Source organism: Oryzomonas sagensis, assembly GCF_008802355.1.
GTDB lineage: Bacteria > Desulfobacterota > Desulfuromonadia > Geobacterales > Pseudopelobacteraceae > Oryzomonas > Oryzomonas sagensis.
The window spans coordinates 1,003,879-1,018,433 of record NZ_VZRA01000001.1 but is presented as its reverse complement, the minus strand read 5'-3'; the positions used below and the strand labels follow the sequence as shown (position 1 = coordinate 1,018,433).

Genomic DNA, 14,555 nt, shown 5'->3' with positions numbered 1-14,555 from the left:
ACACAACTATAGTAATTTTTACTATCTAATAATTATGCTTAAAAACTTTCCATGCACCGGTAATTTGAGGCGGTGCCGGTTACCTACGCGGGCCCCGGGAGAGCCAGCCGGTTCGCACGGCAGGGCAGGCATAATCTACCATGAAAGGAGAGCAGCGATGACTAAAGAGAGCAAGTGCCCGGTAACGGGCAGAGTTGACAGGCCCACTGCCGGCAGCGGCCCCTCGAACCGGGACTGGTGGCCGAACCAGTTGAACCTGAAGATCCTTCATCAGCATTCTCCCCAGGGCAACCCGATGGGCGAAGGGTTCAGCTATGCCGAGGAATTCGGCAAACTCGACCTTGAGGCGGTGAAGAAGGACCTCTCCGCGCTCATGACCGACTCGCAGGAGTGGTGGCCGGCCGATTACGGCCACTACGGACCGCTCTTCATCAGGATGGCGTGGCACAGCGCAGGCACCTACCGCACCGGCGACGGCCGCGGGGGCGCGGGGTCCGGCGGCCAACGCTTTGCGCCCCTCAACAGTTGGCCGGACAACGTCAACCTCGACAAAGCGCGCCGTCTGCTGTGGCCGATCAAACAGAAATACGGCAGGAAGATCTCCTGGGCCGACCTGCTGATCCTCGCCGGCAACTGCGCCCTGGAGTCCATGGGGTTCAAGACCTTCGGCTTCGGCGGCGGGCGTGAAGACGTCTGGGAACCGGAAGAGGATATCTACTGGGGAGGTGAAAAGGAATGGCTGGCCACCAGCGACAAGCCCAACAGCCGCTACTCCGGCGAGCGGGACCTGGAGAACCCCCTCGCCGCCGTGCAGATGGGGCTGATTTACGTGAACCCGGAAGGGCCGGACGGCAACCCGGACCCGGTCGCCTCCGGCCGTGACGTTCGCGAGACCTTCGCGCGCATGGCGATGAACGACGAGGAGACGGTCGCCCTCATCGCCGGCGGGCACACCTTCGGCAAGTGCCACGGCGCCGGACCCGCGTCGCACGTGGGCCCGGAACCCGAGGCCGCACCCATCGAAGAACAGGGCCTCGGCTGGAGGAGCAGCTTCGGCAGCGGCACAGGGGGCGACACGATCGGCAGCGGCATCGAGGGCGCCTGGAAAGCGAAACCGACCACCTGGGACATGGGCTACCTGAACACGCTGTTCAAGTACGAGTGGGAGCTGGTGAAGAGCCCGGCCGGCGCGAATCAGTGGCTGGCCAGGGACGTGGCCGACGAGGACCTGGTGGTTGACGCGCACGATCCGTTGAAGAAGCACCGGCCGATGATGACCACGGCGGACCTTTCCCTTCGCAACGACCCGATCTACGAGCCGATCGCGCGGCACTACCAGCAGAACCCCGAGGAGTTCGCGGACGCCTTCGCCCGGGCGTGGTTCAAACTGACCCACCGCGACATGGGGCCGCGCTCGCGCTATCTCGGCGCTGATGTACCCCATGAAGACCTCCTGTGGCAAGACCCGGTCCCCCCGGTCACTCACCCATTGATCGACGAACGGGACATCGCCTCCCTCAAGGGCAAGATCCTTGCTTCGGGCCTGTCCGTCTCCCACCTGGTCGCCACGGCCTGGGCTTCGGCCGCCACCTTCCGCGGCTCCGACAAGCGGGGCGGGGCTAACGGCGCGCGCATCCGCCTCTTGCCGCAGAGGGAGTGGGAGGTCAACCAGCCGGCCCAACTGGCGACGGTGCTCCAGACCCTGGCGGGGATCAAGGCGGAGTTCGACGGCGCGCAAACGGACGGGAAGCGGGTCTCCCTCGCCGACCTGATCGTGCTGGGGGGATGCGCCGCTGTCGAGCAAGCTGCGAGGAATGGCGGCCATGAGCTGACCGTTCCCTTCACGCCGGGACGCACGGATGCCTCTCAGGAGCAGACCGACGCGGCGTCGTTCGCCGTCCTCGAGCCGATTGCGGACGGATTCCGCAACTACCTCAAAACCGCATACACCGTATCGGCGGAGGAGCTGCTCGTTGACCGGGCGCAGTTGCTGACGCTGACCGCCCCCGAGATGACGGTTCTCCTTGGCGGCATGCGCGTCCTGGACGCCAACGTCGGCCAGTCCCGGCACGGCGTCTTCACCAAGCGGCCCGGGACGCTCACCAACGACTTCTTCGTGAACCTGCTCGACATGCGCACCGCGTGGCAGGCAGCCCCGGAAGCCGACGGCGTGTTCGAGGGGCGTGACCGCACGAGCGGCGAACTCACGTGGACCGGCACCCGGGTCGACCTCGTCTTCGGTTCCAACTCCCAACTCAGGGCCCTGGCGGAAGTCTACGGATGCGAGGATTCCCAAGAGAAGTTTCTGCACGACTTTGTAGCGGCGTGGAACAAAGTAATGAACCTTGACCGTTTCGACCTCGCCGGATCGTAACACAAACGCCTTCCAAGGCTTCCAACCGAGATGTAAAAAGCCGCACCAGCGAGAAAGAGCGCAGGTGCGGCTTTTTGCAACGATCCGCCTTGTTTCCGATCAAACGGGGGACCGGCAACAAAACCGTCATATTGAGGGTTCGGTGCAGTTCTCTCCCGTCCCGGTCCTGGGGCAGTGCTGCAGATCCTCCCGGTGCCGGGGCGCCTCCTCCGGCCAGAGGCCGATCCAGGCATGGACGGCATCCTGATCGAAACCGACCATGCGCCGTTCGCCCGACTGCATCAGGGGGCGCCTGATGAGGAGCGGCTCCTCCAGCATGGCGGCGATGGCGCTGTCCGGCTCCATCCGCTCCGGGACCACCTCGCCGTTTTTCACCCGCGGCGCGGCCCGGTTGAACCACTCCCGCACCGGCAGGGCACCGAAGAACGCCACAAGTTCCTCTGCGGTCCAGGGATGGGTAAGGATGCTGCGCTCTGCCAGGTCATGCCCCGCAGCCCGCAGCAACGCCTTCTGCTTCCCGTTGTTTATGCACCCCGGTTTTTCGTAGAAAATCACCCGCGCCATGGATACCTCCCCGTCGTATGGTTGCATGTTGAGCAGGTATGCGTTGGACCCCGTCCCGCCCGGCTCTCCCGTTCACAAATAAAAAGAGGCGGCACCATGGCCGCCTCCCTCTGTTATCCGTATTGTAGAAATTCCATCCCGCCTACCGCATCAATTCGAACTGACGATCCTCGCACGTGTCATCCTTGATATCGATGAACTTGTTGCAGATCTCGGTCATCATGTTGATGGCACCCTGGTAGCCGATCAACGGGTAACGATGCTTGTTGACCCGGTCGAAAACCGGGAAGCCGAAACGGAACAGCGGAACCTTCGCATCACGGGCGGCGAACTTGCCGTGGCTATCGCCGATGATGGCGTCCACCGGGTCGGTCATCAAAAGGCTCCGCAGGTGCCACAGGTCCTTGTTCATGTAGATCTTGCCCCCCTGGCCGAACGGGGAGCTATCCAACAGGGCCTGCAGATCCTTCTCGACCTTCTTGTTTCCTCTGCTGCAGAGGATGTGGTGCGGACGGGCCCCCACTTCCAGCAGGAAGGAGACGTAGCCCAGCAGATAGTCCGGGTCTCCGTACACGGCGAACTTCTTGCCGTGGATGTACTGATGGGTGTCGGTGATGGCGTCCACGGCGCGGCCGCGTTCGTTTTTCAGGGAGGCCGGCACATCCTTGCCGAACAGTTCGGCCACCTTCATGATAAAGGCGTCGGTTTTCCCGATCCCCATGGGCATCGGCAGGGAGGCATGCTTGCCCGAGAAGTTGTCCTTGAGCCAGCCGAAGGTCTTGGCAGTGGAGTAGGAACCGATGGCGATGGTGGCCTTGCAGTTGATGGAGTCGGCGGCGTCCTCCAGCTTGGTGCCCCCGGCGTAGATGTGGTAATCGCCGTCGCAGGGAGAATCGAAGCTGTCGGAGATGTCGGCCAGGACGGTGTAGGGAATGCCGAATGCCTCCAGGATGCGTTTGTACTCCCGGTAATCGCCGGTGTTGAAGTCGCAGCCGGGGATCAGGTTGAGTTTGCCGGTGCAGCGGCCTTCAATCTGCTTTCCCTCGGTCAGATTCTGCAGGATCGAAAGCAGCATGGAGTCGTAACCGTTGATATGGGTGCCGCTGAAGCTGGGGGTATTGGCGTAGGGAACCGGCAGTTCCTTGGGCACAAATCCCTTCTGTTTGGCGTTCTTGATGAAGGCGGTCAGGTCGTCGCCGATGACCTCGGGCATGCAGGAGGTGAAGACCGCAATCATCTTCGGCTTATAGAGGGCGTTGGCGTTCTCCAGCCCCTCGTGCAGGTTGTTCTGGCCGCCGAACACCGCGCCGTCCTCGGTCATGGCATCCGACACGGCCGGAGCCGGCTCGCGGAAATGACGGTTGAGGGTCGAGCGGTAGTAGGATGCGCACCCCTGGGAGCCGTGGACAAAGGGGAGCGTCCCTTCAAAGCCGTGGGCCGCCAGTTGGGCGCCCAACGGCTGGCAGGCGTGAGCCGGGTTGATCACCAGAGCCTGACGGGCAAAGTTTTTTTCTTTATACTCTTCCGTGTTGATCCATTCTTTGACCCGCTCCACCTCTTCCGGCGGCGTCTCGACGATCGTTTTGACTTCAAGTCCTAGTGCGTTTGACATGATTTATCTCTCCTTAAGCCGTCCGGGACCAATCTGTCCACGGTACGGTTATTTTTTCCCGTAGGGGCAACCGACATGATCAGAAAGGCGCCTTCACCAGCTGCCATGTCGGGCTGTTAATCGCCATGTCAACATCGCGGGCAAATACCTCGAAACCCTTGTAGCCGTGGTACGGACCGGAATAGTCCCAACTATGCATCTGGCGGAAGGGGACACCCATCTTCTGGAAGACGTATTTCTCCTTGATGCCGGAACCGATCAGGTCGGGCTTGAGGGCGCCGGCAAACTTCTCGAACTCGTATTCGGCTGGGTCGTCGTAGACCACGGTGGCGTCAGGCATCTCCGGCGCGGTACGGTCATAGTCGTCCGTGTGGGCAAATTCGTAGCCGGAGCCAACGCACTCCATGCCCAAGTCCTCGTATGCGCCGATGGTGTGGCGCGGGCGGAGCCCGCCAACCAGCAGCATGACCTTCTTCCCATCCAGACGCGGCTTGTACTCGTCGATCACTGCCTGCATGATCGGGTCATATTTGGCGATCACCGCCTCCACCTTCGCCTTGATGGTATCGTCGAACAACGCGGCAAGCTGCCTGAGGCTGTTACGAATCTTGGTCGGACCGAAGAAATTGAGCTCGACCCAAGGAATGCCGTACTTCTCTTCCATAACCTTGCACATGTAGTTCATGGAACGGTAGCAGTGGATGACGTTGAGCTTGACCTTGTGGGTGGCGGCGATCTTCTCCAGCTCGCCGTCGCCGGTCCATACGGCCTTGACGTTGAAACCGCACTCTTCGAGAAGCGGCTTCGTCGACCAGGCATCGCCGCCGATGTTGTATTCGCCGATCAGGGCGATGTCGTAGGGGCTTTCCGGCTCGGGATACTCGCGGGTGCCGATGATGAAGTCGCGAATCGTATCGTTGGAGATATGGTGCCCCAACGACTGGGAGACACCGCGGAACCCCTCGCAGTTACAGGGGATGATGGGGATGTCCAGATCCTTGGCCGACTGTTTGGCTACCGAGTTGATGTCATCGCCGATCAGGCCGACCGGACATTCGGAAAGGACCGAGATTCCCTTGGCCAGCGGGAACAAGTCATGGGCCTCTTCCAGCAGGGTCTTAAGTTTCTTGTCGCCGCCGTACACGATGTCCTTTTCCTGGAAATCGGAGGTGAACTGCATCGGAAAGCTGGTAACGCCGGTGATGCCGCTCATCATGTTGCGGCGGGTGCCCCAGGAGTACCAGCCGCAGCCGACCGGGCCATGGGAGACGTGGACCATATCGCGGATCGGTCCCCAGACCACCCCTTTGGCACCGGCATAGGCGCAGCCGCGGGCGCTCATGACGCCGGGGACGGTCTTTTTGTTGGACTTGACGCAGGCCGAACCGGATGCCGGGTCATTGGCGCCCAGATGCGGGGCGCGCTTCTTTTTGGCCTTTTCGGGGTATACCGCCAGGGTTTCGGCGATCAAGGCTTCCGTCGACTCCTTGGTGATACCTTCAACTTTTCGTATCTTGTCTGACATAATAGGTCTCCTCTGATTATGAGAGGCGAACAGCCTCTGCCGTATGCCTTCCGAAACTAGGCCGCTGCCTCTGCCACGCCGACGATCGTTTCATCCTCGACTTCCATGATGCCGAACTCCATCAGAAGCTCTTCGAGCTCTTCCATCTCCAGCGGGGTCGGAACCACCAGCATTTTGTTCTCGGAGATTTTTTTGGCAAGGGTGCGGTACTCTTCGGCCTGTTTGTGGTCGGGCGAGTACTCGATGACCGTCATGCGGCGCAGCTCGGCGCGCTGAACCTGATTGTCGCGGGGCACGAAGTGGATCATCTGGGTACCGAGGCGTTTTGCCAGGGCCTCGATCAGTTCGTCCTCCCGGTCGGTGTTGCGGGAGTTGCAGATAAGCCCCCCCAGGCGGACCTTGCCGGAAGATGCGTATTTGAGGATACCCTTGGCGATGTTGTTGGCGGCGTACATGGCCATCATCTCGCCGGAGCAGACGATGTAGATCTCTTCGGCCTTGTTCTCGCGGATCGGCATGGCGAACCCGCCGCAGACGACGTCGCCGAGAACGTCGTAGAAGACGAAATCCAGGTCCGGGGTGTAGGCGCCGTTCTCTTCCAGGAAGTTGATGGCGGTGATGACGCCGCGGCCGGCGCAGCCGACGCCCGGTTCGGGGCCGCCGGACTCGACACATTTCACGTCGCCGTAGCCGACCTTCATGACATCGCCAAGCTCCAGGTCTTCGACCGTGCCCAACTCGCGGACCAGATCCATAACCGTATTCTGGGCCTTGGCATGCAGGATCAAACGGGTCGAGTCGGCCTTGGGGTCGCAACCGACGATCATGACCTTTTTGCCGATGGATGCCAGACCGGCTACCGTGTTTTGTGTTGTCGTCGATTTGCCGATGCCGCCCTTACCGTAGATTGCGATCTGTCTCATGATACTGCTCCTTTCGCTCACCAATCCGTGAGCCTTCGAGATATGTTCGGGGCAACAAAAAAGGCGCCCCATTCCTCTGAATGGCGGCGCCTTTGCCGAATTCGATTATTGCTATTACCAAGCATGCCGAATGTTTTGTTATTGGCTAATGCATCCTACATGCCAATTTGCAACCTGCCGAATTTCAAGCAACTCTTTCAAAAAGCTCCTCCACCGTGCCGCTGGAGCGCCTGCAAACTGCCCATATATTATGCACCCATGCATCTTCCCGGTTCGCCCCGCCCCTCACGAGTATGCCCACAAAAAAGGCACCGTGGTCGGTGCCTTTCGTGTGATGCGCCCCTCCCCGCAGAAGGCAGGCTCACGCGGCTTTCTTGAGGCCATACAGCTTGATCAACTGGTTGTTGTTGAGCGGCCGCCGCGTCTGCTGGGCAATCTTTCTTACCTTGTCCATCAGGTGCATGGCCTCGGAACGGCTGATGGCAATCCCCATATCCTTGTACCGTTCGATCAGCCCACTGGTGCCGGAATGCTTGCCCACCACGATCTGCCGCACGAGTCCCACCTCGGCCGGGTCGAATCCTTCGTAGTTCCGGGGGTCCTTGATGACCCCGTCGGCGTGCAGCCCCGATTCGTGGGCAAAGACCCGTTCGCCGACCACCGCCTTCCAGGCCGGCAGCGGCCGATTGGAGGCCTTGGCCACGAACAGGGACAACTCCCGGAAGCGGTGGGTATCGATGCCGGTGTCGATGCCGCTGGCATGCTTGAGCCCCATCACCACTTCTTCCAGTGCGGCGTTGCCGGCCCGTTCCCCCAGGCCGTTGACCGTCGTATTGACGAACACGGCACCGGCGCGGATGCCGGCAATGGCGTTGGCGGTGGCCATCCCCAGATCGTTATGGGTATGCACCTCGAGGGGGAGTTCGGGCACGGCCGTACGCAGGGCGCGCACCATGTCGAACGTGCCGAAGGGATCGAGGATGCCAAGGGTATCGCAGAAACGGAAGCGGTCGCCACCCATGGCCCAGGTGATCTGCATCAGTTCGATGAGGAAGGGGATATCGGCCCGGCTGGCGTCCTCCCCGCCGACCGAGACGTACAACCCTTTCCCCTTGGCGAATCCCAGGGCCACCTTGAGCTGCTCCTTGACCCATTCGCGGGTCTTCCTGATCTTGTTGCGGATCATGATGTCCGAAACCGACAGGGAGATATCCACCGCCGTGACGCCGCTGTCGATGCTGGCCTGGATATCCGGCACCGTGGCCCGGTTCCAGGTGATCAGCCGGGCATTGAGCCCCAGGTCCACCAACGCCCTGACATCGCTCTGCTCATCCTTGCCCATGGCCGGGATGCCGCATTCCAGCTCCTGTACGCCGATGGAGTCGAGCATGCGGGCGATGGCGATCTTATCGCGCCTGCTGAAGACCACGCCTGCGGTCTGTTCCCCGTCCCGCAGGGTAGTATCGTCAATGATGATGGCTGGCTCGTTCATGGTCGCCTCCTTCGTTAAACTGTTGAAAAATTTAGGTTGTTCAAAAATAGTCAGATCGTCGTACCCGCGAGACAAGCCCTGCGGAGGCCCTCACCCGGCCTTTGGCCACCCTCTCCCGGAGGGAGAGGGTAACGGTATCCCTTCTCCCTTGGGGAGAAGGATAGGATGAGGGGCGCTACGCCGCACAAAAGGGCCTTCGAGGACGAAGGCCTGATGGCTGTTTTTCAACAACCTCTTACATCATCCGCAGCTGCCCATGGTTGCCAGGCCGTAGATGTACTCCGGCCGGTAATCCGGCTTGACGCCGGCATACATGAGGACATTGGTGCCGTGATCCCTGAAGCCCCGCTCCTGGAGCAGCGCAACCGCGCCCGAGTTGCAGGCCGGGGTGTCGATATACACGGTGACGCCGGCCGGCAGGCTGCTCAGGGCCTCGTCGAGCAGGCGCGCGGCCCGATCCGGCGAAACGGCGCCGAACGGTCCCAGCTGCACCGCCTGGCCGCAGGGCTGAATAACCGCAAAGGCGGAATCAGCCGCCAGGACCGTCCCGCGCCGGCAGGTAGCGGCAAGCAGGCCGTCGCGCCGATCCCCCCATCCGAGCCGGTCAAGGGCCGCGTCCCACGCCCCTGCCGCGGCAGGAGCCGTATCCGTTGGCGCACCGGTCCTGCCGGTCCAGCGGATGATGGTGTCGGTGCTATTGAATCCGTGCTTTTCATACAGGGCCTTGCCCATTTTCGAGGCGGTCAGCCAGAAGGTCTCGGCGCCGGCCGCCCGCAGGCTGTCAAACGCCCCGAGGAACAGCGCTTCGCCGATGCCGGTGCCGCGACAGTCCCGATCGACGATAAGATTGCCGATCCAGCCGCTGCAATCGTGGCGCAGGGAGGTCACGAAGCCGACGGCAGCGCCCGCCTCGTCCCGCGCCGAGAGACAGCCGTCGGGGAAGGTGGACAGCAGGAAATCGAATTCCCACGGTTCCGCCACCCAGTTCTCAGCGGCGGCCAGCCTCAGAAAACGCGGCACATCCTCTTTTCGAAACGGCTCGATGGTCATGCCCGGTTACTCCTCGCCCCTATCCTTGCGGCGGTGCCGCACAGGCGGATTCCCCGACCGTCACGTCCTGCCCGATCAGGCCGATGGCGTCGGCGCGGCACTGCTTGCAATGGCTGAACTGCCCGATGATGGCCTCGTTGGCCTTGCGCACCTCCGCCAGCCGCTGTTCGTCGGGCGGTTCGATGTGTGCCAGTTCGGCCTGGGGAATGAGCGGCATGATATTCATCACAAAGGCGCCCAATTTCTTGACCCGCTCGGCGATCAACGGCACCTGGCTATCGTTGATTCCCGGCACCAGCACGGTATTGACCTTGATGGTCAGCCCCAATTCGGCGGCCCGCTTCAGCCCTTCGAACTGGTTGGCGATCAGGATCCGGGCCCCCTCCACGCCGGTATAGTGGTGACCGTGATAGATGACATGGCGATAGATCTGGGCTCCAACCTCGGGATCGACGGCGTTGATGGTGACGGTCAGGCTATGCAGTCCCAGTTCGTAGAGACGGTCGATGGACTCGGGGAGCAGCAGGCCGTTGGTGCTCATGCACAGCATGAGGTGCGGGAATTCCTTTTTGACCAGTTCGAAGGTTTCAAAGGTCTGCTCGTTGGCCAGCGGGTCGCCGGGGCCGGCGATGCCGATCACCTTGATGATCGGGCCCACCACCGGGCTGGCCATCACCTCCCGCACCTTGACGATCGCCTCCTGGGGGGTCAGCAGGCGGCTGGTCACACCGGGCCGGGATTCGTTGGCGCAGTCGTGTTTGCGGGTGCAATAACCGCACTTGATGTTACACCGGGGGGCCACCGCCAGATGCATGCGGCCGTTTTTGTGATGGTTGCCGCCAAAGCAGGGGTGCCCTTGAATCCTGTTCTTCATGTCACATGCACTCGCCATGGGTATGCTCCTTTCAAACAAAAAGCCTGCGGCTCTCTCCGCAGGCTCCGTTGCCTTGTCGCTGAGTTGATATCATTGTCCTCTGATGCGTCCTACGCATAGGGGTAAGGCATAGAGCGTGCCAGAGAGTCCTTTCGATTTCAAATTATGCTGCAAAGGCTCGTATAACGGCCTGTTGCCATCTGATCCTCCACAGTTTTACCCTTTGGTGGCGACGGAGCGGGCCGAGATAATGCCTATTTCTTGAGCATTAATATTATTTTGCATTCTGGTTTCGCTTTTGCAGGCCTTAGCAGGGATACGTGGAAGTTCTGCCAATTCCCCTCTGGACGGTTGCCCCATGTTCAACCTGTACAATCCCGCAGAAATCAGCAGCAGAGCCACGGCAGCCTTTATCGGCATGGCCATCGGCGACGCCCTCGGCGCGACGGTCGAGTTCATGACGGCGTCGGAGATTGCCGCAAAATACGGCACCTTCAAGGAGATCATCGGCGGCGGCTGGCTCCGCCTGAAGCCGGGGCAGGTAACCGACGACACCGAGATGGCCCTCTGCATCGCCCGGGCAATCGTCGAAAACCAGGGATGGTCCGTGGAGAGCATCGCCCGCAATTTTGCCGCCTGGCTCAAATCCCGGCCGGTGGATTGCGGCGACACCTGCCGCAAGGGTATCCGCGCCTACATGTTGAACGGCACCCTGGAATCGCCCCCGAACGAGTGGGACGCCGGCAACGGCGCTGCCATGCGGATCGTGCCGGTGGCGCTCTTCTCCCTCCCCGACGGTGAACTGTTGAAGAAATATGCGCTCGAACAGGCCCACATCACCCACAACAACCCCCTGTCGGACGCGGCCTGCGTCTGCCTGGGAGAACTTCTGCACCTGGCGATCTGCGGTGCATCCCGGACTCGTCTGCGCCGTCAGGCCGACGGCCTGGTGGCCCGGTTTCCCACCTTTCATTTCGAGCCCTACCGGGGGCTGGCCACCGGCTACGTGGTGGATACGCTCCAGACCGTCTTTCATTGGTTTTTCAAAGGGAAGAACTTCGAGGAGTGCGTCGTGGGGACCGTCAATCAGGGGGCTGACGCGGATACGACCGGCGCCATCTGCGGCATGCTGGCCGGGGCCTACTACGGCATGGAAGGGATTCCCCAGCGCTGGCTGAAGAAGGTGGATAGGAACGTGATTAGCGAGATCACCACGCTGGCCGGGCGGTTGATTGCCGCCAGCCCGGCGGGAAGCATGATGTAAATCTGAATCTGTGACGCCGGAATGCCGCAGCGCCCGGAAGAGCCGGGGCCCGAACGCCGCCGTATCGTGACAGCCCACTCACCAGGCTGGTCCGCCGCCTGATGGTCGCAGAGTGCTCAAACGCAAAGGCAGAGGCCTTCCGGACCAGCGGAGACATGGAGGCGTCACAGATTCAGGGTAGACCTTATACCCCCTTCAGGATGCCGTCCGCAACCTGGCGCAGGCTTTTGCGTTTGTCCATGGCCAGTTTCTGCATGGCGCGATAGGCGTCGGCCTCGCTCAAGCGCTGTTTTTCCATCAACGTCCCCTTGGCCTTTTCAATCACCTTCCGATTCTCGATGGTTTCCTTGAGGTCCTCGATCTTTTCCTTGAGGTCTTCCACCTGTTCGGTATGGGCCAGGGCGATCTCGATAGCCGGGATGAGGTCCTGCTCCCGGAGCGGCTTGGTTAAAAAAGCGGCAATTCCGCTCTCCGCTGCCCGTTTCGCGGTCTGGGCATCGTAGCAGTTGGTCAGGAGCATGATGGGGATCTTGAGCTTTTTCTTGATCTCTTTTGCCGCGGTTATACCGTCCATTATGGGCATGGCCACATCCAGCACCGCCATATCGGGAAAGCTCGCCATGGCCATTTCCACGGCGCTTTTGCCGTCCCCGCACTCCAGCACATCCTCGAAGCCAAGCTCCATGAGCATGGCCTTCAGGCTCATCCTGATGAGTGGCTCATCGTCGCATATCAAAACTGTTTTCATGTAGCATCCTCCCGGTAACCATCGGATACGGACTTGATGTGCATCTAATATGCCATTGTCCACAAAAAAGCCCCGGCATTTACTGCCGGGGCCACGAATTTGCACAATTGTTTCAGTCCCTTATCCAGCAGGCTTACCGGAGCGCCGCCTCGGCCAGGACTTCTGCCACGTCGCGCACCTTGACGCTGTCGGCCTTCACGTCCTTGAGCCCGTCCTCGAACATGGTCAGGCAGTAGGGACAGGAGACACAGATGGTGTCCGGCTTCTCTTCCAACGCTTCCCTGACCCGAGTGAGGTTGATCCGCTCGCCGGTATGCTCCTCCATCCACATCCTGCCGCCGCCGGCCCCGCAGCAGAAAGCGTTGTTGCGGTTGCGCTCCATCTCGGCCGGGGCGGCTCCGGTGGCAAGTTCGATCACCTCGCGCGGCGCGTCGTACACATCGTTATGCCGCCCCAGGTAGCAGGAATCGTGGAACACGGTGGCCCCCAACTCCGCGGACGTCCCCTCCAGCTTGAGATGGCCGTCCTGCACCAGGTTGCGCAGGAACTCGCTGTGGTGGATCACCTCCAGCTCGAGCCCATACTGCCGGTAATCGTTTTTCAGGGTCGAGAAACAGTGGGGGCACTGGGTGATGACCTTCTTGACGCCCCGCTCGGTGAAGATCCGCACGTTTTCTTTGGCCATGCGGTCGAAGACGTACTCGTTGCCCAGGCGGCGCAGACTGTCGCCGCAGCATTTTTCGTCCTTGCCCAGGATGCCCCAGGAGACGCCGGCCTTGTCCAGCAGTTGGGCCAGGGCCACACTGACGTGCTTGCTGCGCGAGTCGAACGAACCGGCGCAGCCGACGTAGAGCAGGTACTCGGTGGTATTCTTGTCGAAAGGCTTGACCTCCATCTGGGCGCACCACTTGGTGCGCTCCGACGGGGCGATGCCCCAGGGGTTGCTGCGCCCCTCCATGTTCTCGAACAGATTGAGCAACTCCTCGGGGAAGCGGGCCTCGTTCTCCACCAAGTGGCGACGCATCTTGACGATCTTGGGCATCTGCTCGATGAAGACCGGGCAGACCTCCATGCAGGCTCCGCAGGTGGTGCAGCCCCAGATCACCTCTTCGGCCACGCTCCCCTCGCCCCCGTCACCGATCAGGGGGGTAGCCGGCGTTGCCCCCTGTTTGAGCAGGGCGCCGTTCTCCAGCAGGTTGACCTTGATATCGTGGACAACGGCCCGCGGATTGAGCGGCTTGCCGGTGATATTGGCCGGACAGACCTTCTGGCAGCGGCCGCATTCGGTGCAGGCCATGGAATCAAGCAGATCTTTCCAGGTGAAGCGGTCCGCCTGGGCGACGCCAAAGGTGTTGCCGCTGACGAACTCCTCGCGGGGTTGGGTATTGGGCTTCTCCAGCCGCCGGAAGAAGCAGTTGGGGATGGCGGTCAGGATGTGCATGTGCTTGCTGTGGGGCAGATAGCACATGAAGAGCAGAAGGGCGGCGGCATGGGCCCACCAGCTGACACCGAACACCAGGGCTCCGGCGGAGGGCGTAATCAGGCCGGCCGCAAAGCTCGAAACCGGCATATAGGTGCGGGCAACGGCGAGATAATTCTCCGGCATGTGGGATATCCTGGCCCCGTTGATGCCGAAGTTGGCCAGCATCAGGGTGGCGATCAGCGCCAGGATAAAGAACGCCTCGATGGTGCGGGCCTCGGGATAGGGGGGCGCGATGATCCGTCTGACCATGGCGATGACCACCGCCACGAGGGCCAGAAGCGACACGATATCGATCACCAAGAGGAGCGGGAAATAGATGCCGTCGGGCAGGTGCGCCAGACTGATGGACGGGAAGACGCCGTGCAGCAGGAACTCGGTGTTGGAGACCAGCAGGATGATGAACGACCAGAAGATGACGAAATGATTGAGGCCGAACGGCTTGGCCAGGACCCGTTTTTGGCCGAAGGCGTATTTCAGCATTTCGCCGATGCGGGTGCCGATATTGTCGAACCGGTTCTCCGCTTGGCCTATGGCCACCAGACTGAGCCTGCGCCAACACCCCCAGGCAAAGATGCCGAGGGAGATGATCAGGAGGGGGGTGAATATGGTCGGATTGGGTGTCATGTCTAAACCTCGATCTTTTGCA

At 61.3% G+C, this 14,555-nt stretch carries 11 protein-coding genes; 2 read left to right on the top strand and 9 right to left on the bottom strand.

All coding sequences use genetic code 11. The features are described 5' to 3' along the window. The first annotated feature begins 157 nt into the window (after positions 1 to 157). Complete coding sequence (gene katG / locus F6V30_RS04570; protein WP_151155380.1) at positions 158 to 2,374, top strand: catalase/peroxidase HPI; 2,217 nt, start codon at positions 158 to 160, stop codon at positions 2,372 to 2,374. 126 nt (positions 2,375 to 2,500) lie between these two features. Here katG and F6V30_RS04565 read toward each other — a convergent pair whose 3' ends face one another. The 7 genes from F6V30_RS04565 to F6V30_RS04535 all read right to left on the bottom strand — a co-directional run bounded on the left by F6V30_RS04565 (position 2,501) and on the right by F6V30_RS04535 (position 10,432). After that, positions 2,501 to 2,938: an ArsC/Spx/MgsR family protein gene (locus tag F6V30_RS04565; RefSeq protein ID WP_151155378.1), complete on the bottom strand. Its 438-nt coding sequence runs from the start codon at positions 2,936 to 2,938 to the stop codon at positions 2,501 to 2,503. 142 nt (positions 2,939 to 3,080) lie between these two features. Beyond that, the gene (gene nifK / locus F6V30_RS04560) at positions 3,081 to 4,550 is read right to left on the bottom strand and encodes a nitrogenase molybdenum-iron protein subunit beta (protein WP_151155376.1); all 1,470 of its coding nucleotides are present in this window, start codon (positions 4,548 to 4,550) and stop codon (positions 3,081 to 3,083) included. A gap of 79 nt (positions 4,551 to 4,629) precedes the next feature. Continuing rightward, positions 4,630 to 6,075: a nitrogenase molybdenum-iron protein alpha chain gene (gene nifD, locus F6V30_RS04555; protein WP_151155374.1), complete on the bottom strand. Its 1,446-nt coding sequence runs from the start codon at positions 6,073 to 6,075 to the stop codon at positions 4,630 to 4,632. Positions 6,076 to 6,131: 56 nt separating this feature from the next. Next, positions 6,132 to 6,998 (bottom strand): nitrogenase iron protein, encoded by an 867-nt coding sequence (nifH, locus tag F6V30_RS04550; RefSeq protein WP_151155372.1) that lies wholly within the window; start codon positions 6,996 to 6,998, stop codon positions 6,132 to 6,134. Between the two features lie 361 nt (positions 6,999 to 7,359). Beyond that, positions 7,360 to 8,490: a homocitrate synthase gene (gene nifV, locus F6V30_RS04545; RefSeq protein ID WP_151155370.1), complete on the bottom strand. Its 1,131-nt coding sequence runs from the start codon at positions 8,488 to 8,490 to the stop codon at positions 7,360 to 7,362. Positions 8,491 to 8,730: 240 nt separating this feature from the next. Continuing rightward, positions 8,731 to 9,540: a GNAT family N-acetyltransferase gene (locus F6V30_RS04540; protein WP_151155368.1), complete on the bottom strand. Its 810-nt coding sequence runs from the start codon at positions 9,538 to 9,540 to the stop codon at positions 8,731 to 8,733. A 19-nt stretch (positions 9,541 to 9,559) separates the two neighbouring features. Further along, positions 9,560 to 10,432 (bottom strand): radical SAM protein, encoded by an 873-nt coding sequence (locus tag F6V30_RS04535; protein WP_151155366.1) that lies wholly within the window; start codon positions 10,430 to 10,432, stop codon positions 9,560 to 9,562. 340 nt (positions 10,433 to 10,772) lie between these two features. Between F6V30_RS04535 and draG the strand changes: the two genes are divergently transcribed. Beyond that, positions 10,773 to 11,678 (top strand): ADP-ribosyl-[dinitrogen reductase] hydrolase, encoded by a 906-nt coding sequence (draG, locus tag F6V30_RS04530; RefSeq protein WP_151155364.1) that lies wholly within the window; start codon positions 10,773 to 10,775, stop codon positions 11,676 to 11,678. A 184-nt stretch (positions 11,679 to 11,862) separates the two neighbouring features. Here draG and F6V30_RS04525 read toward each other — a convergent pair whose 3' ends face one another. After that, the gene (locus tag F6V30_RS04525; RefSeq protein WP_151155362.1) at positions 11,863 to 12,426 is read right to left on the bottom strand and encodes an ANTAR domain-containing response regulator; all 564 of its coding nucleotides are present in this window, start codon (positions 12,424 to 12,426) and stop codon (positions 11,863 to 11,865) included. Positions 12,427 to 12,559: 133 nt separating this feature from the next. Further along, positions 12,560 to 14,533, bottom strand: coding sequence for a heterodisulfide reductase-related iron-sulfur binding cluster (locus tag F6V30_RS04520; RefSeq protein ID WP_151155360.1), 1,974 nt, complete (start codon positions 14,531 to 14,533; stop codon positions 12,560 to 12,562). Positions 14,534 to 14,555 lie beyond the last annotated feature (22 nt).

Coding starts and splice junctions, on each gene's coding strand:
- F6V30_RS04540 (WP_151155368.1), bottom strand. CDS start 9,540: ATGACCATCGAGCCGTTTCGAAAAGAGGATGTGCCGCGTTTTCTGAGG.
- katG (WP_151155380.1), top strand. CDS start 158: ATGACTAAAGAGAGCAAGTGCCCGGTAACGGGCAGAGTTGACAGGCCC.
- F6V30_RS04525 (WP_151155362.1), bottom strand. CDS start 12,426: ATGAAAACAGTTTTGATATGCGACGATGAGCCACTCATCAGGATGAGC.
- F6V30_RS04535 (WP_151155366.1), bottom strand. CDS start 10,432: ATGGCGAGTGCATGTGACATGAAGAACAGGATTCAAGGGCACCCCTGC.
- nifK (WP_151155376.1), bottom strand. CDS start 4,550: ATGTCAAACGCACTAGGACTTGAAGTCAAAACGATCGTCGAGACGCCG.
- nifV (WP_151155370.1), bottom strand. CDS start 8,490: ATGAACGAGCCAGCCATCATCATTGACGATACTACCCTGCGGGACGGG.
- nifD (WP_151155374.1), bottom strand. CDS start 6,075: ATGTCAGACAAGATACGAAAAGTTGAAGGTATCACCAAGGAGTCGACG.
- draG (WP_151155364.1), top strand. CDS start 10,773: ATGTTCAACCTGTACAATCCCGCAGAAATCAGCAGCAGAGCCACGGCA.
- F6V30_RS04520 (WP_151155360.1), bottom strand. CDS start 14,533: ATGACACCCAATCCGACCATATTCACCCCCCTCCTGATCATCTCCCTC.
- nifH (WP_151155372.1), bottom strand. CDS start 6,998: ATGAGACAGATCGCAATCTACGGTAAGGGCGGCATCGGCAAATCGACG.
- F6V30_RS04565 (WP_151155378.1), bottom strand. CDS start 2,938: ATGGCGCGGGTGATTTTCTACGAAAAACCGGGGTGCATAAACAACGGG.